This is a genomic window from Bacillus sp. FSL K6-0073, assembly GCF_038006085.1.
In the GTDB taxonomy this organism is placed as follows: Bacteria; Bacillota; Bacilli; order Bacillales; family Bacillaceae_G; genus Bacillus_A; species Bacillus_A cereus.
In genome coordinates, this window is the sequence record NZ_JBBOUN010000002.1 from 116,240 (window position 1) to 142,499 (window position 26,260).

The following is a 26,260-nucleotide window of genomic DNA, read 5'->3' on the forward strand; positions in this document are numbered from 1 at the left end:
TAATAAAGCAGACTTTGAACATTTTTATTTTAAGAAATAGAATTTAAATCATAATGATACATATTAAAATCTTTTGCAAATACCTCTTGAACCAACTGAATTGTTTCTGCGTCATAAAAACTATCATAAGTAGGTAATCGTGGAAAAACAGGGGTTGTAATATCAGCGTCTGCATAAACTCCTTTGTAAATCATCTTACTCCCTTGATAATGCCAAGATTTTGATAATAGATCTAATGGTGATTTTTTTAATTTATATACCTCTTCTAGCTTCGAAATACCTGTGTTAAAATTTTCTAGATGGATATAGTTTGTAACAAATTCTTCTTCTCCTTGTATATATTGTTGTGTAAAGTGAGGATCTACTTGATCTAATTTTGTCATGTGTGCTTTTAAGTAATACAAAAATAGTTTAAAGGAAATGGGTTTATTGCAAGTTTCATCACCATACAGAAATTGCCGAATGGGTTTCCATACGGGATTCTCAATATTTGGTGGTGGGACCAGAGCAACAAAAGAACTTACTGCCCTTCTATAAGGATTTCTTACTAGTTTGTACGTCTTCTTCTCTTTAGTTTGTAATCCATTAGCTAATTGTGCTAAATAATGTGTAGAGTTCTTATATACTTCATACTCATAGTTGTGAATGAACGGGTTGTACTTTATGGCTTCTTTAAATAAATTAATTTGATAAAAAAACCAGTGAGCTAGCGAAGTACATCCGCTTTTTTGGCTCCAAAACAAGATGAGGGGAAAATCTTTATGAAAATGAGGGACACGCCCTTGCTTGTATATAAAATTATATAGTTCTATATGATCCATTTTGAACCTCCATTCTTATATAGCAAAACATGAAATATTTTTAATAAGCGATAACTAACTTTAGTCCACTAACACCAATAATGATAGCTAAAAATATTTGAAGAGGTTTAACAGGAATCTTAGTGGAGAATTTACTACCAAGTATGACACCTGGGATAGAACCAATGAGTAAGTGAATTAATAAAAGATAATCTACGTTTCCTAAATTCATATTTAGTATGCTTGCAACCGTCACTAATAAAAAAGCATGTGTAATATCTGTGCCTACTAATTCGGATGGTTTCAGTTGATATAAATATATCATTGCAATAGCAAATAAAGAGCCTGATCCAACGGAAGTAAGTCCCACGATAAAACCGAGTATTGCACCGATAAGAATTGTTAGATTCTTTTTTTGGACCATAGTCTGTTTTTGAAAAAAACTTTGTGTAGATTCATTATAGAAAAATGTTTTTATAAAAATAGAAATTGCCGCAAGGATTAAAACATATCCTAATATATATTTTATAATTCCCTCTCGATTATCATGAAAAATTGGCAAGAAATGAATTATTATTACTGCGATAATTGCACTAGGCAAACTCCCAATAGCTAGATATTTTACTAGTTTAAAATTGATGGTTTTCTGTTTCCAGTGTTGGGATATTCCAAACATTTTAGTGATAGAATTATATACTAGATCCGTTCCAACAGCTACAGAAGGACTTATGCCTAATGTTAGAAGAAATGGAGTCAGTAATGCGGCCCCGCCTATCCCTGTTACTCCAACCAATCCCCCTATGATGAAACCCATCATTATAATAGAAATGCTCATTATAATTCCCCTTCCATACCGCTGGCTTTTCATAGTGGTTATAGTTTTTAAAGAGACCCTATACATAGTGGGGTGATAGGTATATTAGTTAAAAATTAATTTCATTCTTCTTATATCCATATGCTTCAAAATCGTCAGTAAATATTTCTGAAACAAGGTTTAGAGCTTCTTCATCATAAAAACTTCGATAGGTTGGTAATGAAGGGAAGTGTGGGTTTGTAATATCATCATCTGCATAGTTTCCTTTATGAATCATTTGATGTGCCCTATGGTGATTGGAGTTTGTAAGGAGTGATATATCAGAAGAAAGTAATCCATAGTCTTTCTCCAGCTGCGGAATTATTGTATTAAAATTCTCTAGTTTTATATTTTTTTTGATGACCTTTTCTTCTCCCTCAATATATTGTTGTGAAAAATGTTGATCTAACTGAATGGATTTAGCCCCTATTTCTTTTACATAATATAAAAATTGTTTAAATGAAATTCCTTTCGATTCATTTTTATCATTATAAAAATATTCTCTAATTTGTTCCCATTGTTTCGAGGCGTAAGGGTTGTCATAAAGTATTAAAAATGAGCTTACAGCTCTTTTATAAGGGTTGCGCACAAGTTTTATGGTATCCTTACTTAGTTCCAAGAGTTGCATTTCTAAATTTGTGTAGTAATCAACTTTATTTTTGTATATTTCAGATTCATAGTAATGAATGAACGGTGCATATTTCATTGCTTCCTCATATAACCCAATTTGGAAGAAAAACCAATTCGCCAAAGAAGTGCAACCACTTCTGTGACTCCAAAATAAAATTATGGGGAAATCTTTATGAAAATGTGGAATACGTTCGCCATATTCAATTAATCCTTTAATATTGTCCTTCATCAGCCAAACCCCTTCGTTATTCTGATATTTATTGAACACTTAAATACAACGGTAACTACTCATACCATTGTATTTAAAAACCACTGTAAAGGTACTTAAGTTGGCATATAAAATCCCAGTGTATTAAAAATGCTTACATATGTATCTTAATTTTCCAGGTGTATCAAAATGTAATAATTGCTTAACAAACTTTAAAATATAGAAATCTATTATAAAGAGAATTATGTATGAAGATATGTGTACAACGATAGAGGCATTAATATCGTTACAATAATCGAAAAAAAGTCTTGATAAAATGATAAAATGGCAACGAAAGGTTATCAAGACCTAATTTGTTAAAAGTCACGAAAATTAAAAGATGATACATGTTAGTCATGACTAACATGTATCATCTTTTATCTCTCATTATATTAGAATTTATAATTTATCGAGAAAGAAATTTTAACACTAGATGTACCTGTTCCGGCTCCCACAATTGCAATGGAATTTATATCATTCATCGTAATGGATCTACATTCACCTGGTGCAACTACAAATCCTCCAACAGCTGTTCCGTTTACAGTGAGAGCAGCTGTTGGTCCAACTCCAACTGTTCCGTTATTTTCCACCATAATTGTCCCATTTATTACAAAAGTAGTAGCATCATCCCAAATAGGTAAAGCGGTACCGCCGGTATCATCTAAAATAATAGTGCAACATACAGCATCATTTACACAGCATAATTGTTCAGTGCAGCAATTTCCTATTTGCGCCAACATGAACCCCTCCTAAATTTATGAACAAGATACACTATTATATGTTTGATTTTTCTATTTTGTTTGGACAATTAAATTTACGGTTTAAAAGAAGTTTTGTTAGAGATACATATTACGAAACCCTAATGATTGTTAAGGCAGCTCCAACCGATCCTCCAATCGACAGAAGTGTAGCAACTAAAAGAATACTACTAAATAATTGTAATTGGATTGTATCTCCAGCATTTAAATTAACTATAACATCATTGTTAAAAGCGGATACACTTAGAGCTGGTCTTAATATAGAAGCAGGAATAGGAGTAGTATTGTTTAATAAAATTCTTGAACCAGCACCAATACCTACTGCAGCTGTAGTATTAATTTGATAAGTAATATAATATCTCCCTGATTGAGGCACTGTAAAAGTGGTATTTGTACCATTGACTGTAAAACCATCTAAGTTTTGATTATTAGGAAGAGGAATACTCGTAGCGCTACCTAAAGCGACATTAATAACGCTACCAATTGTATTAGAGGCAAACATGGAGTTAGTGGTTACTGTTGGTCCAGTGGAACCTGTTGCTCCAGTAGGACCTGTTGCTCCGGTAGGACCTGTTGCTCCAGTAGGGCCTGTTGCTCCAGTAGGGCCTGTTGCTCCGGTAGGACCTGTCGCTCCGGTAGGACCTGTTGCTCCGGTAGGACCTGTTGCTCCAGTAGGGCCTGTTGCTCCGGTAGGACCTGTTGCTCCAGTAGGGCCTGTTGCTCCGGTAGGACCTGTTGCTCCAGTAGGACCTGTTGCTCCGGTAGGACCTGTTGCTCCAGTAGGACCTGTTGGTCCAGTGAAACCTGTTGCTCCAGTAGGACCTGTTGGTCCAGTGGAACCCGTTACTCCAGTAGGACCTGTTGGTCCAGTGGGGCCTGTTTTCCCACTAATACCACAACATCCAAGTGGTCCAGTGAAATTTAGTCTATTTGCCAATTTATAAACGCTCCTTTTTAATGAATAGTCCAATTAATTTATTAATAGTGTATGTCCTTTTTTAGATTGTGGACATGGATAAAATAAAAAACATAACAATTACAATAATTTGTAATTGTTATGTTTTTAGAAATAGTATTTTTCCTTATAACAATAATTAAGTTGTATTTGTATAGTACCCGCGACAAATTTTTGTGGAGTGAGAATTTCAATATATTTCAAATCTGATATAGTAAGAGATTGACAATGTCCTTTCGGGATAAACATTTTATAAGTTTTGGTTTTAGTATATAAAAACATTTGTAATTCTGAATCTGTTCCATAGTTATAAGAACTTGTTATAGTGGTAATATTATTTAGATGTTTTTTGCTTGTTTCCCATATGTTTTGAGGTGGACAATTTTGTGATAAACAAAAAGCTAAACAAAAGCTATCTTTTATCACTCTTGATTTTGTCAAATAATCGAAAACTGGAATTTCTACAAAAGTCAAACCACAAAAGTCAGCAAGATTTACAAATAATTTACTTTTTGTATGGAATAATTTTTTCACACAGCAAAATTTATTTAGCGGAAATTTTTGGTTGTGTTTATTTTCTATAATCGGAAATGGAAATAATAATTCCAGCAAGGCACAATTTTTTTTAGTATCTACTGCTTTGACTATAAAAAAAGGAGTAGTAAATTGGCCTTTCTTAGTGTTACCTGCTAAGGTTAATAATTTTCCATCATAATTAAATAAACAAAAAGGTGGCGTAGTTTGCCATTTTGCAGAATGAGGAGTTTTGTTAATTTCTACAAGTTTTTCTAATTCTAAAGCAAGCCATCTATTCATTTTTAAATCATCCCTTAAAATTTCAACTGTCTTTTGACGAAAACTAAATTTCATCAAAAGACAATGATAGGTACAAAACATTGTAAAAAATATAATATTTTCGTTACAGTATATGTTATTCAAGAAATTTAAACACAAATAAAATTAGGGCTAATATTAATAAAGGTATTCGAATTATGAAATAAAATAATATGACCCTATAAAGATTTAACTAATAGTAGAATTTCTAGTATGAAATAAGTATTATAATTAAATCTGAGTTTCGTAAATGTGCTTTAAAAATAAAATCTCTTTATCTTTTTATATCTGTTTATATATATCTCCGTATGCCACCTTTAGTTGATTTCTCAGTTGTTTATTTTCTTCTTCCATTTTTTTCAGTCTTCGCTTCAACGATTCAATAATTACATCTCTATTGCTATCACTTATCTCACGTTTTATTTGTTTCGATGTAAGGATTTTCGCTTGTTGTTGGCGTAGGATTTCAATTCGTTTACGAAATTTCTGATTATTATACAGGGTTGCTTTAGCGATACCTGCCTCATTTGCTACGCTATTAAAATTAATATTCTGATTGGCTCGTAAGAGCCTTTGAATCGCTTCATCAACCTTTTGAGAAGTAATTGCCTTTCTGGATGCATGAATTGCTTTTAACTGCTCTGTACGATCATAACTAGTCATGTTTCACACCATACTTTCGTTTTATGCGATTTTGTCGACCAAATATAATATTCCCTTCTCGAATATTGTTTAAAATCCTTTGATATCGGTGTAAATTTCGTTCATGCTTTTCAATCATATCTTCACGATTATGCTGTTTAGCTACTTCTACAGCTCTTGCTGTTGTTTTTATGTGTAACTCATATTTTTCAATATCCAGTTCTGAAAATCCAATAGCCAAGTCTTTGCAAGGGCTACCACTATTGCATGTCAAACAAGGTGGAGCTTCCATATGTGGACAATCTCCTTTTAATCGTGCATGACACGTTCCATAAGGATTATCCATTGCATTTAGTTTATGCTCTTGCCAGAGTGCTTGTAATATATCCTTAGGAATATCTTCACCAGCATTAATTTTTTGTACCTCACCGTTCAAGTCAAAGCTGAAGACTCCTTGATTTATAACAGATTCGAATGCTTTTCGTTTAGTTTCATCTAATAGCTTAGCATATCGTAAAGTCATTTCGGGGGAAGCATGAGCAAGTAATTCCTGTACCGTTAAAATATCTGCACCTCCATTCAATAACTTTACAGCATACGTATGACGAAATTGGTGGGTCTTAAAACGAAAGATATCACCATTTTCATCTACAATATTTTTCTTTTTTGCTAATTCATTCAAATGTTTTCGAATCCATGCTTGTGTATAGGGCTTACCTTTTCGTATCCCTTGATATCGTACAAAAATGTATTTTTCTGGATTATTATCTTGTGTGCTATTTTCTTTGGAATTTGAAATTAAAACCGAAAGAATTTTTGCGAGCTCCTCATCAATTGGGATTCGATGACCTTGTACAAACGTTTTTTCAATATCAGTTACAATAGAATATTTACCATTCAATTGTACAAGGCAATCTGTTGTAAGTTCTAATACATCTGAAATGCGAAGGCCTGTTTTAAACGCTACCCATACCACCGGTATGATGTCTTTATGTAGTTCGTTAAGATGAGCGAATAATTGTTCCAGTACAAAGTCAGGAATATAATCAATTTGCCCATAGGGCTTTTTTTTCACTTTTGGTTTATCTCCTGGGAAAATTAATAATCTTACATTTGTAGTTGGGGCAATGTCGTATTCGTATTTTTGAATATCTCCTAAAAACTTACTGATAATCTTTAAACCTTCTGATATATATCTTTCTGGATTTTCAATTTTTTTATTTTTGGTATCTTCATGAAACCATTGAATATATAGCTCCATGTGAGATCGTTTGAGACCTTTCAAATCATTCCATGTTGGTTCTAATGAAAATATGAAAGAAAAAAATTTAGTTAAAGTTCTTGAATAAACTCTTGCTGTAGCGAATGAAAGATCTTGTCGTCCCATTAAACGTTGCTTAATATACTTTTTGGTACTATGTCTTATTTTCATTGGTTCTATTCCAGTAAAATCAAGAAAATGTGCGGTTAAACTTTTGCTGTAGTATATCCCATATTGGCTATGTAATATCCGTACATCCCAACGATCTTTTTCCCATTCATTACGCGAATCTGCTAACACCAAGAAGTTGGAATGAATGATACGAAAATAGGTTGCTGCGGGGGATTTATGTGTATATTCGTCGAACATTGTGGTCTTTGATGTCTTTGTTGTGGGAATTCCATGTTGTTCTAACCAAAACAACCATTCCCGTTCAGCCCTCTCCATATCCAAATCAAATAAAGAGGGAAGGTAAGGGTACTTTTCGTTAAGAAAAATGGATAATTTCGTTAAAAGTGCGGCTTTTTGATTAAAACCGCTACTTAGTGCCCACTGTTCTTTGAATAATTTTTGATACCATACATATTTTATTTCAAGATTAACAGTTGGACTATTTATTCGAAAATGTACATTTCGACGTTTCCCCTTGTAATTATCCGCCATTTTCCGAAATTGAGGGATACTTTTTAAAAATTTGATATTCCAATTGTTATTCATTAAAAAATAGGGATTGTCCACACGGTTAGTGGTAACAGATCCATCAGATTGGATTGTTTTTTCTATATAACTAGAAAGCTCATACTTCAATCGTTCATGAAAATTTACTTCTCCTATATTTATTTGTCGTTTTCGCTTCATATTTACCACCTTCAGCTTTTTTCATCGATTTTAAATGCATATTGTGCTTTTTCCCAATCCTTACGGATATCTTCGTCCGAAGGATGGAGATACAAATTCATTGTTGTTTGAATTTGAGCATGTCCTAGTCTCTCTTGTACTTGTTTGATGTCCTTTGTCTCTTGGTAGTATATGGTGGCATGTGTATGTCGTAACAAGTGAGGATGAATATCAATTTTTGTTTTCTTTCGCAATCGTTTAAAGAGGGATTCTACATCGCTATAATTCATAGGTCTACCCATATTTCTTCCACGTAGCTTAATAAAGACAAAGTTTGTTTCAATATCCAGTTCATCAATAATTTCATATAGATAATCATCATACAAATCCATAAGGTGTTGTGATACAAATATCTCTCGTTCTCCTGTTTTGAGCTTTGCACCATTCTCTAATTCTCCTCGATCCCTCAAGCGAATCCGATGTCCTTTTTTGTAGTCAAATATAAAGTCTTCCAAATATAGAGAAAGAGCCTCTCCAATACGTAATCCCGTTTCAAACAAAAGTTGAATAAGAAAAGCATCTCGTATATTTGTAGTAGCTGTGAAAGTTTGTCGCACTTGCTCTTTTGTTAGTATTTGAATTCTTTTACGAGGCTCTTTTACTTTTAATACATTCCGAATAGAGGGCTTATTCTTATTAATATGATGTAGAAAACTCTTATATCGTGTTCTTCCTCCTGCATAAATCTGACGCATTAGTTTTTCATTCATGTCTTTTGATATTTCTTCGTTACGGTATAAATAATCATAGAAATTTGTAACAGCAGTAACGGTTAAGTTTACTGTTTTTTCAGTCTTTTTTGATTTCACAGGAGTAATAGATGCTACATTTAAACTAGTATACGGATGACGTAACCAACCAACAAAATCTGCTAAGTCTTCTAGTTTTATTTCTTTGTAATTTTTCTCGGTTTCTCTTAAATATAAAAAATATTGTTTTAAGGCATAACAGTATGTCTTTTGAGTATTCCTACTTTTACCTGTACTGTCCAAATATTTGAGATACTTTACTACTGGAACAATCGGAATCCCTTTTTCATCAATTAGCATATATTTCTTACTGTTCTCAAGCAAAATCTCTTGTACACGCATAGAATTCCTCCTCTAGATTTCATACTGAATCTTACAATTATTTTTACACCTACCTTATAGAAGTTATCCTCCGGTTACAAAACCCACCTTACATTTTAAACATAACATACTAAATTACTAACATATAGTTAATCATTATATAATGTGATAAAAAAGAATAATAGGCTCGTATATTAAACATACTATTCGCTTTTTATTATAGTAGAGTTAACCGTTCGCCAGTATGCCAGAGCAGTTTGTTGGTATTCGTGAAATCATCAAGGAGAAAAGCAAAGTAACTCGGCCGATCTTAACAGATGAAGAAAAAGAACTAATTGAGAACATGTTATTATGTTCCTTATTATCTGAAGAAGAAATACTAATTACATATTATGAAGATGGTTATGTGCTCTCTAGCTATATGACTGTTGTTGATATTGATCCACCAAATAGCGCTGTTATATGTACGGATGCTTTTGATAACAAGATGAAACTACAATTTTCTAATATAATAGATGTAAAATAGAAAGCATGTAAGCGAACATGTTAGATTCTTATAAAGGGGGTTATAAAATGCAAGGGAATCAGATAAGAAAGAATACAGCAGGAGTAGTTATTCATAATGATATTAATAGCTATCCCTTTCTAAATATACCTATGATTATTAATGAGAAAGACGGAGTGATTTACGAGGTGTTAAGCGCTGGTTTTCAAGCGAATGATGCAGTAGCAATGATAACTACGGATGGTTTTGCTACAACTAGAGTAAACTCACCGATCGTAACAGTAAAAAACAATGATGGTAGTCTTCAAATATACCGCTTACCGTTAGAATTGGAATATTGGGTGATTTCTTGTATGCATGCTGCTTCAGAAGGTAAAAACCCATTTCCCTGTAAAGTCGCTTTTGGAATTATAGACACGAAATTTTTTGCGGAATTCAACTGAAAAGGTCTGCTTATTCAGCAGACCTCCCATTTATCGTTTTGGGGCAACCCCTGATCTGTTAGGTTGATGGACATGCGGCTGTACCCTCGCAGTTGACTACATTCCCTCTTACATAAGTATTCCTGTTTCTTTTGCCTTTTGCACGGCTTCTTCTCGATTTTTGACTCCTAGCTTCTCATAAAGATTCGAAGCGTAATTTCTTACTGTTCCGTTTGACAAGTAAAGTGTCGAAGCTATTGTTTTATAACGGCTGCCTTTTGATAATAGTTTCAAAATCTCTAGTTCGCGTTTCGTTAAGCCATACTCTTCTCCAATTGATTTCGATCCAAAAGGTTCTGTTTCTTTATTTTCTTCCCACATTCTATGGAACAAATCATGATTGATCAGTGTACCTCCCCGATAGATCAGACGAATTGATTCGGCTAGTTCACGCGAATCAATGGATTTCAACAAATATCCATCCGCACCATTTCTTATGATTTCTTTTACCTTTTCTGTATCCTGAAACGTTGACAGAATGAGTACACGAATGTCCGGCCATTTTTCCTTAATCATTTTTGTCGCATTAATTCCATTCAGATTGGGCATCTCTAAATCCATTAATACTACATCTGGTTTCAACTTTTCACACAATTCCACAGCCCGATCTCCATCTTCGGCCATTCCCACTACTTGTAAATCCTCCTGTCCATCCAAAATTGTATGCAGACTTTCTCGAATAAAAGAATGATCATCGACAATACACAAACGGATTTGTTCATTAGACAGTTGTACTTGTTTCGGTAATATACATGAAATTAACGTCCCTTCCCCTTTTTTGGAATAAACAATGACTCTTCCTTGCACCTGACTCACACGCTCTTTCATTGCAGTTAATCCAAAACCATCCTTCCACTCTTCCGCCCCACATCCATTATCCTGTACATCCAATCTTATCTGTTGTGGTTCAAAGTGAAGTGACACAGTGATTTCTGTGGAATGCCCATGGCGAACGGCATTTGTTAGTGATTCCTGCAAGCTTCGATATAGTGTCATTTTTGATTGTTTGGAGACCATATACTCTTCCCCTATTATTCGAGTACGTACATTGACCTTTGCATGTTTCTTAAATTCCTCTGTCAATTGTTGTAATGTGATAGGTAAGGGAAGCGACTCTTTTGATAAATCCATTTGATGCAAATACAGTCTTACTTCTTCCATACTGTTACGGGCCAATTGTAATAATGAATCGAGCTGTTGCTCTCCTTCTTTAGTCTTTAATTCCGTACGTAATGTTTCCATACCCATAATAATTGAAGTATAGGAATGTCCCATTGTATCGTGTAAGTCTTTTGAGAGCCTATCACGTTCCTCCAGTAATGTAATCCGCTCAACTTGGGATACGTATTGTTCTAATACACGTTTTTGGTTCCGAATGGTTTCGCTTTGACGGTAATTAATAGCCAGTAAACGAAAGAAAGAACCCATTGCAAATGCTAAGCTGAGTTGTAGGATGATTACCCATAACTCTGTTACTTCGGAAAATATCGTTATAAGCGACGGGAACAAAATAATTGTGAAAGGGCCTGACCAGCGGTAAGATTTTTGCGCGCTATTTACCGCAATCATAAAAGTTGGCATTAAAAAAGCAAGATACGCTGACGGAAATAATAAAGTTAAATAGAAACACACTCCGCCAAATAATAATATTTCAGTAAACAAATAATAGCGATAACTAAACATTAAACAAATCCAAGGTACTGAAAATGAAACGACTTCCCAAACAATTATGATCCAAAGTGGTACTGTCAAATGATCTTGTTGTTGGATAGTCGTAAATATCAATGATAGCCAAACGATAAAACGTATACAAAGTAAGGCCCAATCATACCAAAACCATAGTTTCAAAGTCTTAAACAAATTATCACTCCTTTATAGCTTTAAACATGGAACGCGTGTACATTCCAATCATTCGAACTAAGCAGTTTCCAATAAGGTTATGTATCCAGATGAGAATGAAACCAGCAATCATGACAAAAATTGCTGTCTCCCATGAATTCACAGCAATGCCCAATAAGTATATATTAAAATATCGAAAAAGTAAGGGGGTAACGATACATACTAGTGGCATTACATACAGTAAAACAGCACACATAAGACTCATTATTCCGACAAAAAATTTCTGCATGAGCCAAAAAATAGCCCTCCAGTTGCTATTATTAAGGATTGTATCTCTCGCTTTAATCCATTTATCTCCCTCTTCTATTTTTCTTGTTTCGAATAATTCTATCGATATATCTGTATAAATCTTCGTCTGAATACGCTCATACTGAACAAACGTGTGAGTTGTTTGTAGCACCCAAACCAACAAGGGTATACCCAAAAAGATAATTGTCATTACTAATGCAAATGTAATACTGACCAGATAGAAAAAAAAGTAAAAAAATCCGGATACAAAGGTAAATAACAAGAAATAGAAATCTTGCAAAGTTTTTTGAGCTGATGCTTTCGTCATCAAAATCTTTCCTCCTCGTACATTGCTAATGCGTTAAAAGTCACTTTTTAATTCTAAGTATTTTTCTGTCACATGCGTTAGTGTCAAAATGTCATGGTTTGTATGACATAACTATCAATACATCCTTATCCACTCAATTTTTATTATTATTTATAAATATGACAGAAGTTCACTATCGACTATGACTCGCCTTTTGTTACACTCTGTCTATACGCTAACAAACCGCTAACTCGTTGTGTTAAAGATTAGATTGTGTTCCCGATCTTATCTTTTTCTTTGCAGATTTTTTGATACAAAGAAGGAATCCTTAAAATAAGGATTCCTGAAAGAAACAAAGTATCATAATCAATTCCTTGATTTCGGGCATCGTACTTATAAATTCCTTACCCCTTCATTTTATCTACTAAATAATACGTAGTATTAGATTTTAAGAGATTCAATTTTTTTGTATTTCCAAATAAACCTTTCCCTACCCTTGTTGTTCCAGTAACATTTCTTAGAACGGTTACTACATGTAAAAATATTATGCTCTAGGAGTTCTCCTCCCTAGTTCGATAAAATAATCATGGTTACCTAGTTGTGGGGATAAAAATGCTTGATTAACTTCTTGTTTCTTTATATTGGATGATTCTTGAACATTTTTTGTACTTAGTTTATAAGTGTCCTTATTTTCATCATCATATCGAAATACTACATTTTCATTTTTCGTTGAAAATGTAGTATTCAGCTGTCCAGAAATAAACTCTGAAAAATGGATGGTTTCATTATTTTTCTCTGTAGACAACAGTATAGTATTTGATGTATCTGCATAGCTAGATATCGGTAAACTAATTGATGTAGCAATCACACCAACTGACAATAAAACTGCTAAATTTTGTTTCTTTTTTTTCATGTTTTTTCTCCTTTTTTGTTACATTCTTCATTAGACATAGTGTTTATATTTTGAGAAAAGGGGTACCGCCACATCGCTATCAAGCTAATAAAAAGAAATGCCCCCTAAAATGAAAAAATACGCTATTCTTTCTGTAGAATCATAGGAAAGGATGGCGTTTTTTATGTCTGTTTCTGTGTCTAACGAATTACAACTATTTGCTCAAGAGATTCAAAGTGCCCTATCTCCAAATGCCTTACGAGATATTGCTAGAGATGTTGGCTTTGTACAACGAACCAGTAAGTACCAAGCAAAAGATTTAGTAGCTTTATGTGTATGGGTGAGCCAAAATGTAGCTATGACTTCTTTAACTCAGTTATCTAGCTGTTTAGAAGCATCAACAGAAGTACTCATCAGTCCTGAGGGACTGAATCAACGGTTTAATAAGGCGGCCGTCCAACTTTTACAACACCTACTAGCCGAACTACTAAGCAAAAAATTGGCCGCATCTATGCCGATTTCTTCTCCATACACTTCTGTTTTCAAGCGTATTCGTATTTTAGATTCAACTGCATTTCAACTCCCGGATATATTTTCATCGGTTTATCCTGGTGCGGGAGGATGCAGCCATACAGCGGGAGTAAAGATACAGCTTGAGTATGATTTATTAAGTGGACAATTCCTTCATATTCATACAGGTCCAGGTAAACAACATGATCGAACCTACGGTTCCCTGTGTGCCCCAACTGTAACAGCGAATGATTTATGTATCCGAGATTTAGGTTATTTTCATTTGAAAGATCTTCAACATATACAAGATAAAAAGGCCTATTATATCTCACGTATTAAATCGAATACACGTATTTATCAAAAAAATCCAAACCCTGATTATTTTCAAGATGGCAGAATTAAGAAGGGTACAGAGTATATCCAAATAGATATGGAGGTTTTAATGAACTCTCTTCAGCCAGGACAAACATATGAAATATCCAACGCTTATGTAGGAATGACTGATAAAGTACCAACTCGTGTGATTGTTCATCGACTAACAAAAGAACAACAACAAAAACGATTACACGATCAAACGGTAAGAGAAAAAAAGAAAGGAATGAAGTATTCTGCTCGTAGTAAACGACTTAGCGGTATCAATGTATATATGACAAATACCCCTATAGATATTGTCCCAATGGGACAAGTACATGATTGGTATTCTTTACGTTGGCAAATCGAGATTTTATTTAAAACATGGAAATCATTCTTTCATATTCATCATTGTAAAAAGATAAAACGAGAACGATTGGAATGCCATTTGTATGGGCAACTGATTGCCATTCTACTTTGTTCTTCTACCATGTTTCAAATGCGGCAATTACTTCTTATGAAAAAGAAACGAGAACTGAGTGAATATAAGGCCATATATATGATTAAAGACTATTTCCTTCTTCTATTCCAAACTATACAAAAAAACACCCAAGAGCTATCAAAGGTATTACTTCGCCTGTTCAATCTCCTACAGCAAAACGGGCGAAAATTCCATAGGTATGAGAAGAAAACAGTTTTTGATATATTAGGTGTCGTTTATAATTGTACTATGTCGGACAATCAAGCCGCTTAATTCAAAAAAGTGAAACCCGTTAGGGTTTATTTCGTATGCAAATCTTTCAATCACCTACACTTGCCCTTTAGAAAAAGGAACAATCTCGCCTAAAATTGACTTTGTATAAGCTTAGCTTGATAGCGATGGGGTACCGCCACAAGTCCATCAAATTAAGAGCTTATTTTACCCCCAAGTTTTTTTATAGTAAGTTGTTTTTTTGGACCAGAAAGGTATATTTCTAACTATAAAAACCATGACAAGATTTATCCATTTTCCCGTTTTCCCTACTTGCTAAATTCAGCAAGTAAAATATTTTTAAAAGGATCAGAATTACTATAACTAGTTTTATGGCCATTCAAATTGATGGCTAATATATGCTTACCTCCAAGTGTACCTCCAGCAAAAGTAGAAAATCCTGGAACACCGCCTGCGTGTCCCCATATCGAGACACCGTTTTGAAGTTTAGTTTCATAGATTCCAAGACCATATCCATCGATTCCTTCTATTCCTGTAGGAACTGTAGTAAGCATTTGTTTTAGTTGCTGTTCCTTCAGTAATTTGCAACTAAGCAAGTAAGAGAAAAATTTATTTAAATCTTCGGCAGTAGAAATCATATCTCCATCCGAGCTACCTGGGTTAGAATAAGTAACGTCTTTTAGCTCACTTTCTCCGTCATATCTTTCATATCCACGGGCATGCTTGGTGCCTGGAATAACCGTTGAATTACCTGGTAGAAATGTATTCGACAATTCAAGTGGTTCAATAATTCGATTTTCAACTTCTTCCGCATAACTGTTTCCAGTTACTTTTTCAATAAGGATCCCCAGTACTACGTATCCCGTATTTGAATAAGACCAGCCCTTTCCTGGAGCAAATTCTGGGGGAAGAGAAATCCCCATCTTTACGAATTCTTCAGCTGTATACGCTTTTTTTGTATCTTTCATATCAAAGTCTTTTGACTTTGTGTAGTCAGTGATACCACTTGTATGATTCAATATCTGCCGGATAGTAATCTGGTTACTATCATATCCGTTTCCTTGAATAACACCAGGCAACCATTTTTCAATGGATTCGTCTAAATTCAAGCGGTTTTCTCCAGCTAATTGAAGTAGAACTGTTGCAATGAACGTTTTCGTCACACTACCAATGCGAAAGCGAAAATCTGCTTTCATTGGTTTCTTGGTTCTCAGATCCGCTATCCCGGCCGCATAACTCCAAGTTTTACCACTCTTAGAAATTTGAGCGAGTATTCCAGGATATCCAAGTTGCAGTGCATCCCGCATTGCTTTCTTAACGGGAGTACGATCGCTTTGGGTACTTGTTTGTGACGAACTAGATACATTTTGCTTGGGTTCTGCTTCTACAATTGAGGCTGGTGTTATGTATATTCCAGCTATTAAAAGTGATAGACTTGCACATGTAATTTTACTGCGTGTTTTCATAAAGCATCCCTCTCCTCTATTTAAATTGTATAGTTAGTTGCTTGCTGTTTTACATTAACCACACAGCTATTATCTCCACCAATGACAAAAAGTCATAATTGAATTCGTAATCATATTCATACTTTTTTTACAAACTCCATTCTGCCCTAAGTAAGTCCCTCTTTTTCCACATGTATGTTAACCGTTAACCTTAGAAATTACTTTTAGTCTTGAAACACTCTTGTTACTAATTAATTTTTCATAAATAGGTCATACCTGTTTCCTCTTTTATGCCTCTTTATATTTTTAACATACACAATGAAGCCCTTGCCTCCTTATTTATTATTTGTGGGTAATAAACTGCTCCTTGATTCTAAGAGTTTTTCTGTCACATACGTTAGTGTCAAAATGTCATAACTTTTATGACATAACTATCAATACAACCCCATCCACTCAAATTTTTTTTCTTTATAAATATGACAGAAGTTCACTATCTACTATGACTCGCCGCCTGCTACACTCTATTCATAAGCTAGCGAGTCACTAACTCGTTGAGCTAATAAAAAATCCTAACTAAATAAAGGAGCGTTCAAAAATGAAACAAGCAATTAACAAACTGGGGATCGTGGCAATTCTTCTTTCTTCTTCAACCATGATTTCTGCATGTTCCCAACAATCATTAGAAGGAGAAACATCAAAACCATCGGCATCCACAACTAATATTGAAATGATGAAAGGACCCAATAATAAAAAAGAAATAGAATCTTTTGCTGATTCATTATTTGAGGAAAAAATGAAAAAGTATAATGTGAATGGTTCTAGTTTTGTCGTCGTTCATGATGGGAAGGTTGTTGTTAATAAAGGGTATGGATATGCTGATAAAGAAAAGAAAATTCCCGTTACTAAGGACACGGTCTTTCAAATTGCTTCAGTCTCAAAAACTTTTACTGCCTTGGCTGTGATGCAACAAGTCGATAAAGGAAATATTAAACTAGATCAAGACGTACAAAAATATCTTGGTGGATTACAAATACCTAATCAAACAGGAAAACCTCTAACACTGTTTGATATGCTCACTTATACCAGCGGATTTGATTTTCCCGACCTTACAAATATAACCGGACCTGAATATATCGATAATGAAAAAAGCATACCAATGAAGGAATTTTTCTCTAAACATATGCCAACGGTGGTACGGCCACCAGGTGAAGTTTATACGTATGATAACGTCTCATTTGCGCTCGCAGGGTTGGCATTAGAGAATGTTACTAACAGCCCTTTTTCTAAATATATGGAAAATAATATTTTCAAACCATTAGATATGAAATCTACAAGTATGAGCTTCACGCCTGAACTTCTAGAAAGAATGGCTACGCATTATGGTCCCACTGGCGAACCAATACCAACAAGCGGGAGCGGTTTAAGGGATACACCACAAGGAGGCATTTTATCTACTGCAGAAGACATGTCAAAATACATGATTATGCAACTACAGAAAGGAAAGTTTAAAGACAAAGAAATTGTAAGTAAAAAAAGCATAGATATGATGCATGCCTATCAAGTCTTTGATGATAAGACCAACCCTGTTGCAACAATTGGATTTGAAACGCCTTTTAATAAATTCGCTAATGGTCAACACGTTGTAATGAAAGGGGGAAGTATGCCTGGACATCAATCACTGATGATTTTAGTGCCTGAACAAAAAACAGCATTTTTCATGTCTTATAATAATGATTCAATGATGAGTATAGACGTATATGAAGCTCTCATGGATCACTATTTCCCCGCTAAGAAGAATGAAGTAAAGACAAGTTATCTCCCATTAGAGGAAAAAGAAGCTCATAAATACTTGGGCTTATTCCAAAATACGCGTTTCGCTGCGATTCGCACTCATTTTACTTATGAAAATGGGAATTTAGTCATGGAGGGTGGAATAACTGGAAAACAAGTTCTCAAAATGATCCATCCGTTGTTATTTGAAGATTCAGAAGGCAACAAAGTTGCTTTCAAAAAGAATTCAGCTGGAGAAATCACATATTTTCACTACGATTCTCCTAAAAGCCTTGATTTTGTAGCCGATGCCCAGCGAATTAACAACAAACCATCTTTTGATGACATTCCACAAAAGAGTAACTATAGAAGTCACATTGATAATCTTCATGCCCTAAATATTATGGGTGCTGAAACAGGTAATCTATTCAATCCGATGAAAACCATGACACAAGGAGAGTTTGCGGATACGTTGTTACTTGCTCATGGATGGAACGGTTTCCCAGACGAATCAAAAGAGGCAAGGGAAAAAATTATGAATGGAATTCCAGAGTATAACCGTGCTACTCCGATTACCCGACAGGTCGCAGCAACCATGATTCAAAACGTAAAACAAGTTCAAAACTTGAAAACGATTCAACCTGACAAAGCTATTAAAGTTAAATTACTGGATGCCGCAGATGACTGGGCAGTCCAATCGATTCAGGCACTTGCCTCCCAGGGAATTCTAGACCCTGATACTTCCATTAATGCTGACGGATCCTTTCTGTTCCGTCCAAAAGACCTGTTACTGCGTCAAGAAGCAAGTGCTTTGCTGGATTTAGCTTTTAACTATTATGCACCGCCTATCAAACGAAAGTAGATATTCATCCTAAATTGAATCATAAAAAAATTGGATGATGGTATCTCATCAGCATCAAGCCAAAATATAACAAGAAATTCAATTTTATAAGATTTTTATAAAAGCGGAAACGCTTCGAAGCATAATCCGATGCATTTGAAGTTTTTGTATTTAAAATAGGAACCTATTAGGAAATATAATAGGTTCCTATTTTGTTATAAAAATGATTTTAACTTTGATATTAGAGGTTAATTAATATAATTTGGATTAAACAACAAAGGAAGCCCCTACTACTTCTTTCTTATTATTTAATTAATATTTGGTACGTGAAATTTAAAATATATCTTGTTATTTTTTTTATTTTATTTCCTGAAATTTGTATAGTATTTTATATAGATTATATGCTAAGATATAAATAGAAAATTTGTTTCCATTGTTTATACTCTATTGTACGTAGCGTGAAGGACAAACCTTACGCCCAGTTAACTCGGGCGAGGTTTGTCCTTTTTTATTAAAGGAGGAATTTGCTATGAAAAAAGTCTATAAAATCGGAGCAGTTATTACAACTTTATGCGTTGCTTGTATCGCGATCTTTACTTTAACTAAGAATGAATCAGTCAAAACAGAAACTATAGCACCTGAAAAAACAATTGTATCTGCTGCAAATGTAAAAGAAGCACCTGAAAATATAAAAGATATTTCAAAAGAAGAATTAAAACAAAAAATACAATCACATGAAGAGTTCATTGCGTATTACTATCAACCTACCTGTCATTATTGTAAAAAGGCTGCACCAGATATTAATAGTATGTCAAAAAAGCACGATAGAACCATCTATCGTATTGATATTTCTACACCAGAAAATCAAAGCGCCTTTCAAGAGTTCGACATTCCAGGTACTCCAGTTGTTGTAGCTTATAACAGAGGTGAAGAAGTTGAACGTCTAGAAGGAGCCGTTTCAGCTGCTACATATGATGGATTCTTTGCAAGACGTAATTCGAGCGCTAGCTAGTATAGTGCTCGTTTTTCTTTGTAAGAAAGGAGAATTAACATGCAACAAAACGCCCGTATTCATTCTTTAGACATAATAAGAGGTATCGCCATACTATGTATCCTATTTGCGAATCTACCCACTATGACGGGACTAGATCCCTTTAATCAGGCAGGTTACACCGGTACGGATAAAGCGATTCGTTTTTTAGTAGATTTGTTTATACAAGCAAAGTTCTATACTATTTTCGCATTCTTATTTGGAGTAGGATTTTACATCTTTATGAAAAATACAGAAGCAAAAGGATATCCCATGTATAGGTTATTTATACGGAGACTGTGTATCTTACTAGTCTTCGGTTTACTCCACTTCACCTTTCTATGGTATGGAGATATTCTACATGCATATGCTATAGCCGGATTTATTCTATTGTTCTTTTATAAGCGATCTACTAAGCTTATTTTTATAGCTGGTTGTAGTTTCCTAACGGTTAGTTATGTATTACATGTTATTGTATTTTTACGAGCAAGTTCTTCTATTCCTGTAGTACTAAATTACTATCAATATATGTTTACAGGCAACACTACCAATCACACTGTAAATCTATTTATACATTATTCTCATCAAGTAAAAGCACGTCTTTTCTTTCTAATGACCCAGGAATTCCAGCAACTACTAATAGGAATTCCGGGATATATAGGCTTATTTTTAATCGGGTTATGGGCTAGTAAGAAAAATATTTTTAAAAGGGTACCGGAATTAATAAAGAAAATTAGATTTTTACAGTGGAGTTCGTTATGTATCTCATGTCTTCTCTCTTGTCCTATTATCTACTACTTTATAAAAACAGATGTCTATTACTCTCAGGATATACAACTATGGATTCTATTTGGAGGGAAAACGCTAGCTATATTCTATATTTGTACCCTACTTAGAGTTTGTGAGAATAAAAAATATATAGAGTGGCTGCACCCCTTTATGAACGTAGGTAAATATGCTTTAACGAATTACATTAACCAAAGTATACTAACTCTTGTCATTCTTTCGTTGTACTTGAAAGATGTCTCACACGTATATTACTGGCAACTATGTATCTTCGGGCTTTTAATTATTTTTGTACAAATTATATTCAGCAAGATTTGGAGTAAATATTTCCGTTATGGTCCTATTGAGTGGGTATGGAGAAAAGGAGTTTACAAGAAATAGGGGCACTATATCATTCTGATCCTATTAAACATTAAAAAAAAAGTGCAAAATCTATCAACAGATTTCGCACCAAAAAGGGATACCGCCACATGCCCATCAAGCTAAGGTAATATACGTTTAATTTCAGGTGAGATTTTTTTCTTTTTCAAAAATCTAATTTAGTTGATTTTTATTTAATCTTGGCTTGATAGCGATGGGGCGGTACCATTAGTACAGCCCTAATACGTTACAAACTTTTTATAAAAGATTTTAACGTCCTACGTTTTTGACCATTCTGTACAACGATAACTTTAGTTTATTGATTTCACTTGTAATCTGGTAGCCTAATCTCTGATACAATTTAATGGCAAGTTGGTTCTCTTTCTTTACTGTTAGAGAGCATTTGGCAAATCCTTGCAGGGAAGCCTGTTCCTCAGCAAACTCAAGTAGTCTGGTACCTATCCCCAGTCCTCGACTTTTGGGCAATAAGGCGATTGTTCCGATGTGAAACTCGTCATCTTGTCCCTCCTTCAAGGTAATCATCGAATAAAGCATTTTGATATTCAGAATGTTATAAAAAACAAAACCCAACTTTCGGAATAAAAGCAGCTGTTTAAAAGTGGGCCAAGCAAGACGATTTAAAACAGGGATGGGATAGCAAGTAATCATCCCTAAAGTTTTCCCGTCCATTTGAGCTTCATAAGCGTATTGATGACTAAAACGGTTGTTCCCCTGCCGCCATAGCTTACAAAAAGTCTCTTCGACTGTGCTCTTCTCCTCAGATCCTGCAAGTGGAAACGTCATATATTCCAATGCCATTACATTTAGCTGGGCGCCGACCATGGATTGTTGAACAGCCTTTACTATAGAGATTTGATTCATTTCCCAGTACTCCTTTCCGCTTTATATATTATTGATGTTAATTATCATGGATTTGTATTAATTCACTCCCTTCTCAACTCATCCTTAGCTTTGAAACCATAATAAAATGTATTTAAAACAAGCTCTGCAGCAGATTTTTTAGCCACATTTCCTTCATGTACTTGTTCCCAAGTATGGAAAATCAGAGCATAAAGCGTATTCAAAATCCATTCGCTGCTAACCGTTTGCTGAAAGTAACCACGTTGTTGTAACAGCTCAATAACACGTCGTATAGGTTCCCTCAGCTTCTCTTCGGCTTCACCTAATTCTTTGTTGTTAAATACAGATGCATCATGACCTAGAAAATAGATTTTGTCACCTAAAGGGATTAACGCTTCAATGAGTTCTGGAATATAGTTTTCACTTCTTTCCTCATCCAGTGGGATCTGGTTTACGGTATCACTTACCAGTTGTATAGCCCGATGGCCCAAGAACAGCATCAATTTCTCTCTGCTTTCCACGTAGCGATGGAGTGTAGCAATGCCAATTCCCGCATATTCCGCAATTTCATTCATCGAAGCAGTAGGATTTTCAACAAGCAATATAGTAGCTGAATCAAGAATTGCGTTAAATCTCGCTTCCTTTAACGTTGATAAGTCTTTCTTCATCGTCAATCTCTCCCTTATTATATAAATTCGCCATTTTTTGATAGATAAATATATCATTTGATATTATGATAAACAATCTCAAACAAAGTGTCCAGCTGCTGAATTTAGCTTTTCCAAAAGAATTATATTACTGAAACTGATAGTACTTTGAATGTTTCATTTTTAGCATTTCATTATGTATATGACGATGAAGAGATTAATTTTTTGATGTAATACGTACAAAAGCCAAAGGAAATGGTACGAGTCGCTTTTTTAGTAGAGAAAATAATCACATTAGCTGGGTTTTTTAAGCTATTTTTCACGATGTTCCCTTGTAATATTTATATTTTTTTCACTAATATGGTTATCCTTCTTGTTAATTTTTCCAGCATTTTTTCATTGAATCCATTTGTACTTTATTTAATTACTGAACATTTTATAATGAAGGTACTTACTGCATAATGTTATCGGTTTACTTTAAAATTCACTTCCGGGTATTTGGTCATCAGCCTTTTAAGGGTTGAGCCGTCATCCTTCTGTTTTACATACTGGTCAAAAAATGCCAGGCTGAATTCGTTGATAACGCGATGAACTTCCTTTGGATTTTCACCTGGGCTCTGCAACAGAGGGGAGAACAAATGTAAATCAGTGAAGCTTGTATGATCCGTATGAGGAATGACCATTGACATACCACCGCCAGCTAACCCACGTCCATATCGCTCCCTCACTTTATCGGGATCTGCTTCATCAGACTCTACTGCACTCATGAGCAGAAATGGTTTTCCAATCCCACTTTCAGGTAAAATTTCCCCATACAAAGCGCCATCCATATTGATAGCTGCTTTAACACGGGAATCTTTTGCAAGTATTTGTGCTGCGGTAGCTCCACCATAAGAGTGCCCAAACATTCCAATTCTTGAGGTATCAAGCCTTCCTGTAAAGAAGCCGGTCTCATCGTTTTGGTTAAGTTTTTCTATCTGATTAAGCACAAAGGTGACATCTTCCTCCCATAATTTTATGTGGCTATCCCCTCCGTCATCAGTTAAATTGAAGGGCTGTACGTAAGCAGTTCGACCATCTGGAAAGACGGTAGCTGCAGTATCAAAAGTATGATCGATACTTAGAACAATATATCCTTGACTAGCCAACTCCTCAACTTCAAACGTGTTTTGATTACGAAAACCATTAAAACCATGAGAGAAAAGTAATATGGGATATTGATTCTCTGAGTCTGAGAGTTGTAAATCCATAAACGAATGAGATTTTACCAATTCCAAGTGGCTGAATGCAAATGCAGGAATAGACAACGTTTTTTCCAATCCCTTGGAGAGCTCATTTATGTTACGAATATAAGGTTCTTGATCCCCCTTGCTTTTTTCAGCCGCAGGATACCAAATTTGCACCATCAGTTCGCGTCGATCAGTTGGATTTTTCGAATATGGTTCATTTCTTTGATGATCAACCCAATGATAAAGCTTTGTACCGACCCTATGTGGACCAGTTGGTTCTTCAAATGAAAATACTGGCATAAGTAAAGGTAGCGCAACTGCTACAGACAAATAGATGCACAACAACAAAGTCTTAACTATGAATATACCCCGGCTTCTAAAGCCCTTTTTCCGTCTAGCTAATAAATAGCATAAAATCAAGATAACTGGGGATACATATGCTGGAATCATCTGCCATCTAAAACCTTCTGTCAATAGCTGCACTGTAATCATTACAACAGCAACCAAAGTAGCTAATTTAGACCATTTTTTCGTTTCCCCGGCTACAAACAGTATCCAACTCAATAGACTAAAATTCACAACTATCAAAACGACTTCCCAGAAATTCATTGGCATATCTCCTTTGAATGCATTTTACTTCTAATTAAAGAAGTAGTTTTCAGTTTGAGCAAAAACAGATGAAACACCTATATAGTTGCACCAATTATGCTTAATAATCGTTTCATCCACTATACTCCTTTCTTCAAATTAAAAACTTAAAATGCCCAGCTACCTTTACGGAAAATTGGCTCTACAGTTCCATCTGGTAAAATACCGTCGATGTCCATCTCACTACTCCCTATCATAAAGTCCTCATGTGTTACTGAACTATTTGCACCTAACATTTCAAGCTGATCGTTATCTAAATACCTTCCACCCTCTAAGCAAGTTGGATAAGCTTTACCAATCGCTAAATGGTTCGAGGCATTTTCATCAAATAATGTATTAAAATATAAAATCCCCGATGCTGAAATTGGCGATAGATGTGGTACAAGTGCTACCTCACCTAAATAGCAGGCGCCTTCATCCACATTAATAAGCTCCTGTAATAAATCATGTCCTATCTGTGCTTCAGCTTTAATAATTTTTCCTTCATCAAATGTCAGTTTAAAACCGTCGATAATATTCCCTTGATAGACTAATGGTTTTGTATTGCTTACATAGCCATTTACACCTTGTTTCATCGGTAACGTATAAACCTCTTCTGTCGGCATATTAGCCATAAAGATAGTATCATCTGGCGTTTTACCACCTCCAGTAATCCATTTATGCTGTGGTGCTAATGCAATTGTTAAATCAGTACCTGGTGCTGTATAGTGAAGCATCGCATATTTTTTATTGTTTAATAGGACTGCACGAGATTCTAAATTTGTTACATGTTCACGCCATTTTTCAACCGCATTTCCTTCACCGATACGAACAGCTTTAAAAATAGCCTCCCATAATGCTGGTACTTGATCCTCATCTGCTAAATTCGGGAACACCTTCGATGCCCACTTTGATGAAGGAACTGCTACCATCGACCAAGCTATTAAATCCTTCATTACGGCGTTGCGATTGTTTCCTAGAGCAGCTCCTGATACCTTTTGATAGGTAGCTAGACGATCAGCTGAAATACCTGCAAATCTATCGGGGTCTGTAGCATCTATTATTAATAGTGCGCCATTACGTTCAATCAGCTCATCATTCATTTTGACTATCCATTCTGGGAAATGATTAAATTCTTCATCTGAGGCAAGATCAAAGTAAGCACGATCCATTTCCTCATCAGAAAAATTAACATGAACACGCCCAGCCCCAGCCTTATAGGCCTCTTTCACAACTAAACGGACGAAATCCAATGCATCCACTGATGTATTGACTAATAAGTATTGCCCTGGTTGAATATTGACACCAATTTTCACCGTAAGTTCTGCATATGCTTGTAATTTTTCTTCAAAAGTCATATTATTTACCTCGCTTTTATCCAATAATTTTTGAATTCCCTTCACTAGCTTGCCTTCATACCATACTTTCTGAACAGGTTTTTCAGGATTTTCTCTTGTCTATTTTTTACCTTTTTTATCAAGACATGATAACAACTTAGACAGAAATATATTTCAATGAGTTTCGATGTTTTTACCAAATAATCTAATACAAGGGTATCAAGCACTACATAAAGTTATAGCATTCTTTATTGTGAAGGCTCACTCATTTCTTCCCAATCATTTCAATGCTGCTGCACCTAAATGCTTCCCATCAATGGGGCGTTTAACAATCTCAATCACACCTTTCTTTGTATAAACTCATTTTTGATAGATAAATCTATCATTTAATACAAATATAAATCATTAAAAATGAATTTTCAAGCAATTAAATTTGTTTTTTCAAATTTTTGGTATCAACCTATGTAAAACTGGATTCTAACAAAGGCAGCGAT

General features: G+C 34.7%; 23 protein-coding genes. 6 read left to right on the top strand and 17 right to left on the bottom strand.

The genetic code is table 11. The annotated features are described in order from the left end of the window. Positions 1-29: 29 nt before the first annotated feature. From MHB52_RS28635 to MHB52_RS28675, 9 genes are all read right to left on the bottom strand, one after another. Positions 30-821, bottom strand: a complete 792-nt coding sequence (locus MHB52_RS28635) for a sulfotransferase family 2 domain-containing protein (protein WP_043937166.1) — start codon at positions 819-821, stop codon at positions 30-32. A gap of 40 nt (positions 822-861) precedes the next feature. Next, complete coding sequence (locus MHB52_RS28640; protein ID WP_061664492.1) at positions 862-1,635, bottom strand: sulfite exporter TauE/SafE family protein; 774 nt, start codon at positions 1,633-1,635, stop codon at positions 862-864. Positions 1,636-1,723: 88 nt separating this feature from the next. After that, positions 1,724-2,512, bottom strand: coding sequence for a sulfotransferase family 2 domain-containing protein (locus tag MHB52_RS28645; RefSeq protein WP_061664493.1), 789 nt, complete (start codon positions 2,510-2,512; stop codon positions 1,724-1,726). A 410-nt stretch (positions 2,513-2,922) separates the two neighbouring features. Further along, positions 2,923-3,267, bottom strand: a complete 345-nt coding sequence (locus tag MHB52_RS28650; RefSeq protein ID WP_017562367.1) for a DUF3992 domain-containing protein — start codon at positions 3,265-3,267, stop codon at positions 2,923-2,925. Positions 3,268-3,379: 112 nt separating this feature from the next. Beyond that, positions 3,380-4,225, bottom strand: coding sequence for a collagen-like protein (locus tag MHB52_RS28655; protein ID WP_144557202.1), 846 nt, complete (start codon positions 4,223-4,225; stop codon positions 3,380-3,382). A gap of 126 nt (positions 4,226-4,351) precedes the next feature. Beyond that, on the bottom strand, positions 4,352-5,059 hold the full coding sequence (locus MHB52_RS28660; protein ID WP_001082942.1) for a CotZ-related putative spore coat protein: 708 nt from the start codon (positions 5,057-5,059) through the stop codon (positions 4,352-4,354). A 300-nt stretch (positions 5,060-5,359) separates the two neighbouring features. Next, a complete protein-coding gene (locus MHB52_RS28665) occupies positions 5,360-5,740 on the bottom strand; it encodes a DUF6262 family protein (protein ID WP_000205101.1) in 381 nt (126 codons plus the stop codon). Beyond that, positions 5,733-7,838, bottom strand: coding sequence for a tyrosine-type recombinase/integrase (locus MHB52_RS28670; protein ID WP_000824133.1), 2,106 nt, complete (start codon positions 7,836-7,838; stop codon positions 5,733-5,735). Before MHB52_RS28670 ends, MHB52_RS28665 begins: the two co-directional genes overlap by 8 nt. 11 nt (positions 7,839-7,849) lie before the next feature. Next, complete coding sequence (locus MHB52_RS28675) at positions 7,850-8,968, bottom strand: tyrosine-type recombinase/integrase (protein WP_001265872.1); 1,119 nt, start codon at positions 8,966-8,968, stop codon at positions 7,850-7,852. A 223-nt stretch (positions 8,969-9,191) separates the two neighbouring features. Between MHB52_RS28675 and MHB52_RS28680 the strand changes: the two genes are divergently transcribed. Continuing rightward, entirely contained in the window at positions 9,192-9,473 is a 282-nt protein-coding gene (locus MHB52_RS28680; protein ID WP_340768271.1) for a YolD-like family protein, read from the top strand. A 47-nt stretch (positions 9,474-9,520) separates the two neighbouring features. Further along, positions 9,521-9,895: a hypothetical protein gene (locus tag MHB52_RS28685; RefSeq protein WP_061663450.1), complete on the top strand. Its 375-nt coding sequence runs from the start codon at positions 9,521-9,523 to the stop codon at positions 9,893-9,895. 108 nt (positions 9,896-10,003) lie between these two features. Here MHB52_RS28685 and MHB52_RS28690 read toward each other — a convergent pair whose 3' ends face one another. The 3 genes from MHB52_RS28690 to MHB52_RS28700 form a co-directional block, all read right to left on the bottom strand. Next, complete coding sequence (locus MHB52_RS28690) at positions 10,004-11,794, bottom strand: helix-turn-helix transcriptional regulator (RefSeq protein WP_061663447.1); 1,791 nt, start codon at positions 11,792-11,794, stop codon at positions 10,004-10,006. Between the two features lie 4 nt (positions 11,795-11,798). Continuing rightward, positions 11,799-12,389, bottom strand: coding sequence for a sensor domain-containing protein (locus MHB52_RS28695; protein WP_061663445.1), 591 nt, complete (start codon positions 12,387-12,389; stop codon positions 11,799-11,801). 523 nt (positions 12,390-12,912) lie between these two features. Continuing rightward, a complete protein-coding gene (locus MHB52_RS28700) occupies positions 12,913-13,281 on the bottom strand; it encodes a hypothetical protein (protein WP_061663443.1) in 369 nt (122 codons plus the stop codon). Positions 13,282-13,444: 163 nt separating this feature from the next. On the opposite strand from MHB52_RS28700, the gene MHB52_RS28705 reads away from it, so the two are divergent. After that, complete coding sequence (locus MHB52_RS28705; protein ID WP_061663672.1) at positions 13,445-14,875, top strand: IS4 family transposase; 1,431 nt, start codon at positions 13,445-13,447, stop codon at positions 14,873-14,875. 266 nt (positions 14,876-15,141) lie between these two features. Here the strand turns inward: MHB52_RS28705 and MHB52_RS28710 are convergent, their stop codons facing one another. Next, positions 15,142-16,299 carry a serine hydrolase domain-containing protein gene (locus MHB52_RS28710; protein WP_061662900.1) on the bottom strand — a complete coding sequence of 386 codons (1,158 nt, stop codon included), beginning with the start codon at positions 16,297-16,299 and terminating at the stop codon, positions 15,142-15,144. Between the two features lie 574 nt (positions 16,300-16,873). On the opposite strand from MHB52_RS28710, the gene MHB52_RS28715 reads away from it, so the two are divergent. From MHB52_RS28715 to MHB52_RS28725, 3 genes are all read left to right on the top strand, one after another. Beyond that, the gene (locus tag MHB52_RS28715; protein WP_061662899.1) at positions 16,874-18,910 is read left to right on the top strand and encodes a serine hydrolase; all 2,037 of its coding nucleotides are present in this window, start codon (positions 16,874-16,876) and stop codon (positions 18,908-18,910) included. A 508-nt stretch (positions 18,911-19,418) separates the two neighbouring features. Further along, entirely contained in the window at positions 19,419-19,901 is a 483-nt protein-coding gene (locus MHB52_RS28720; RefSeq protein WP_061662898.1) for a thioredoxin family protein, read from the top strand. Between the two features lie 39 nt (positions 19,902-19,940). Further along, a complete protein-coding gene (locus tag MHB52_RS28725; RefSeq protein ID WP_061662897.1) occupies positions 19,941-21,086 on the top strand; it encodes a DUF418 domain-containing protein in 1,146 nt (381 codons plus the stop codon). A 249-nt stretch (positions 21,087-21,335) separates the two neighbouring features. Here MHB52_RS28725 and MHB52_RS28730 read toward each other — a convergent pair whose 3' ends face one another. The 4 genes from MHB52_RS28730 to MHB52_RS28745 all read right to left on the bottom strand — a co-directional run bounded on the left by MHB52_RS28730 (position 21,336) and on the right by MHB52_RS28745 (position 25,787). Next, positions 21,336-21,947 (bottom strand): GNAT family N-acetyltransferase, encoded by a 612-nt coding sequence (locus MHB52_RS28730; protein ID WP_061662896.1) that lies wholly within the window; start codon positions 21,945-21,947, stop codon positions 21,336-21,338. Positions 21,948-22,009: 62 nt separating this feature from the next. Further along, positions 22,010-22,594, bottom strand: coding sequence for a TetR/AcrR family transcriptional regulator (locus MHB52_RS28735; RefSeq protein ID WP_061662895.1), 585 nt, complete (start codon positions 22,592-22,594; stop codon positions 22,010-22,012). A 443-nt stretch (positions 22,595-23,037) separates the two neighbouring features. Continuing rightward, a complete protein-coding gene (locus tag MHB52_RS28740; protein WP_061662894.1) occupies positions 23,038-24,411 on the bottom strand; it encodes an alpha/beta hydrolase family protein in 1,374 nt (457 codons plus the stop codon). Between the two features lie 146 nt (positions 24,412-24,557). Then, a complete protein-coding gene (locus tag MHB52_RS28745; RefSeq protein ID WP_061662901.1) occupies positions 24,558-25,787 on the bottom strand; it encodes an aminopeptidase in 1,230 nt (409 codons plus the stop codon). Positions 25,788-26,260 lie beyond the last annotated feature (473 nt).

Bases quoted from the DNA above. Each gene is read 5' to 3' on its own strand.
- MHB52_RS28680 (WP_340768271.1), top strand. From the start codon at position 9,192: ATGCCAGAGCAGTTTGTTGGTATTCGTGAAATCATCAAGGAGAAAAGC.
- MHB52_RS28635 (WP_043937166.1), bottom strand. From the start codon at position 821: ATGGATCATATAGAACTATATAATTTTATATACAAGCAAGGGCGTGTC.
- MHB52_RS28705 (WP_061663672.1), top strand. From the start codon at position 13,445: ATGTCTGTTTCTGTGTCTAACGAATTACAACTATTTGCTCAAGAGATT.
- MHB52_RS28720 (WP_061662898.1), top strand. From the start codon at position 19,419: ATGAAAAAAGTCTATAAAATCGGAGCAGTTATTACAACTTTATGCGTT.
- MHB52_RS28685 (WP_061663450.1), top strand. From the start codon at position 9,521: ATGCAAGGGAATCAGATAAGAAAGAATACAGCAGGAGTAGTTATTCAT.
- MHB52_RS28745 (WP_061662901.1), bottom strand. From the start codon at position 25,787: ATGACTTTTGAAGAAAAATTACAAGCATATGCAGAACTTACGGTGAAA.
- MHB52_RS28730 (WP_061662896.1), bottom strand. From the start codon at position 21,947: ATGAATCAAATCTCTATAGTAAAGGCTGTTCAACAATCCATGGTCGGC.
- MHB52_RS28700 (WP_061663443.1), bottom strand. From the start codon at position 13,281: ATGAAAAAAAAGAAACAAAATTTAGCAGTTTTATTGTCAGTTGGTGTG.
- MHB52_RS28675 (WP_001265872.1), bottom strand. From the start codon at position 8,968: ATGCGTGTACAAGAGATTTTGCTTGAGAACAGTAAGAAATATATGCTA.
- MHB52_RS28735 (WP_061662895.1), bottom strand. From the start codon at position 22,594: ATGAAGAAAGACTTATCAACGTTAAAGGAAGCGAGATTTAACGCAATT.
- MHB52_RS28695 (WP_061663445.1), bottom strand. From the start codon at position 12,389: ATGACGAAAGCATCAGCTCAAAAAACTTTGCAAGATTTCTATTTCTTG.
- MHB52_RS28660 (WP_001082942.1), bottom strand. From the start codon at position 5,059: ATGAATAGATGGCTTGCTTTAGAATTAGAAAAACTTGTAGAAATTAAC.
- MHB52_RS28725 (WP_061662897.1), top strand. From the start codon at position 19,941: ATGCAACAAAACGCCCGTATTCATTCTTTAGACATAATAAGAGGTATC.
- MHB52_RS28665 (WP_000205101.1), bottom strand. From the start codon at position 5,740: ATGACTAGTTATGATCGTACAGAGCAGTTAAAAGCAATTCATGCATCC.
- MHB52_RS28715 (WP_061662899.1), top strand. From the start codon at position 16,874: ATGAAACAAGCAATTAACAAACTGGGGATCGTGGCAATTCTTCTTTCT.
- MHB52_RS28710 (WP_061662900.1), bottom strand. From the start codon at position 16,299: ATGAAAACACGCAGTAAAATTACATGTGCAAGTCTATCACTTTTAATA.
- MHB52_RS28740 (WP_061662894.1), bottom strand. From the start codon at position 24,411: ATGAATTTCTGGGAAGTCGTTTTGATAGTTGTGAATTTTAGTCTATTG.
- MHB52_RS28645 (WP_061664493.1), bottom strand. From the start codon at position 2,512: ATGAAGGACAATATTAAAGGATTAATTGAATATGGCGAACGTATTCCA.
- MHB52_RS28640 (WP_061664492.1), bottom strand. From the start codon at position 1,635: ATGAGCATTTCTATTATAATGATGGGTTTCATCATAGGGGGATTGGTT.
- MHB52_RS28670 (WP_000824133.1), bottom strand. From the start codon at position 7,838: ATGAAGCGAAAACGACAAATAAATATAGGAGAAGTAAATTTTCATGAA.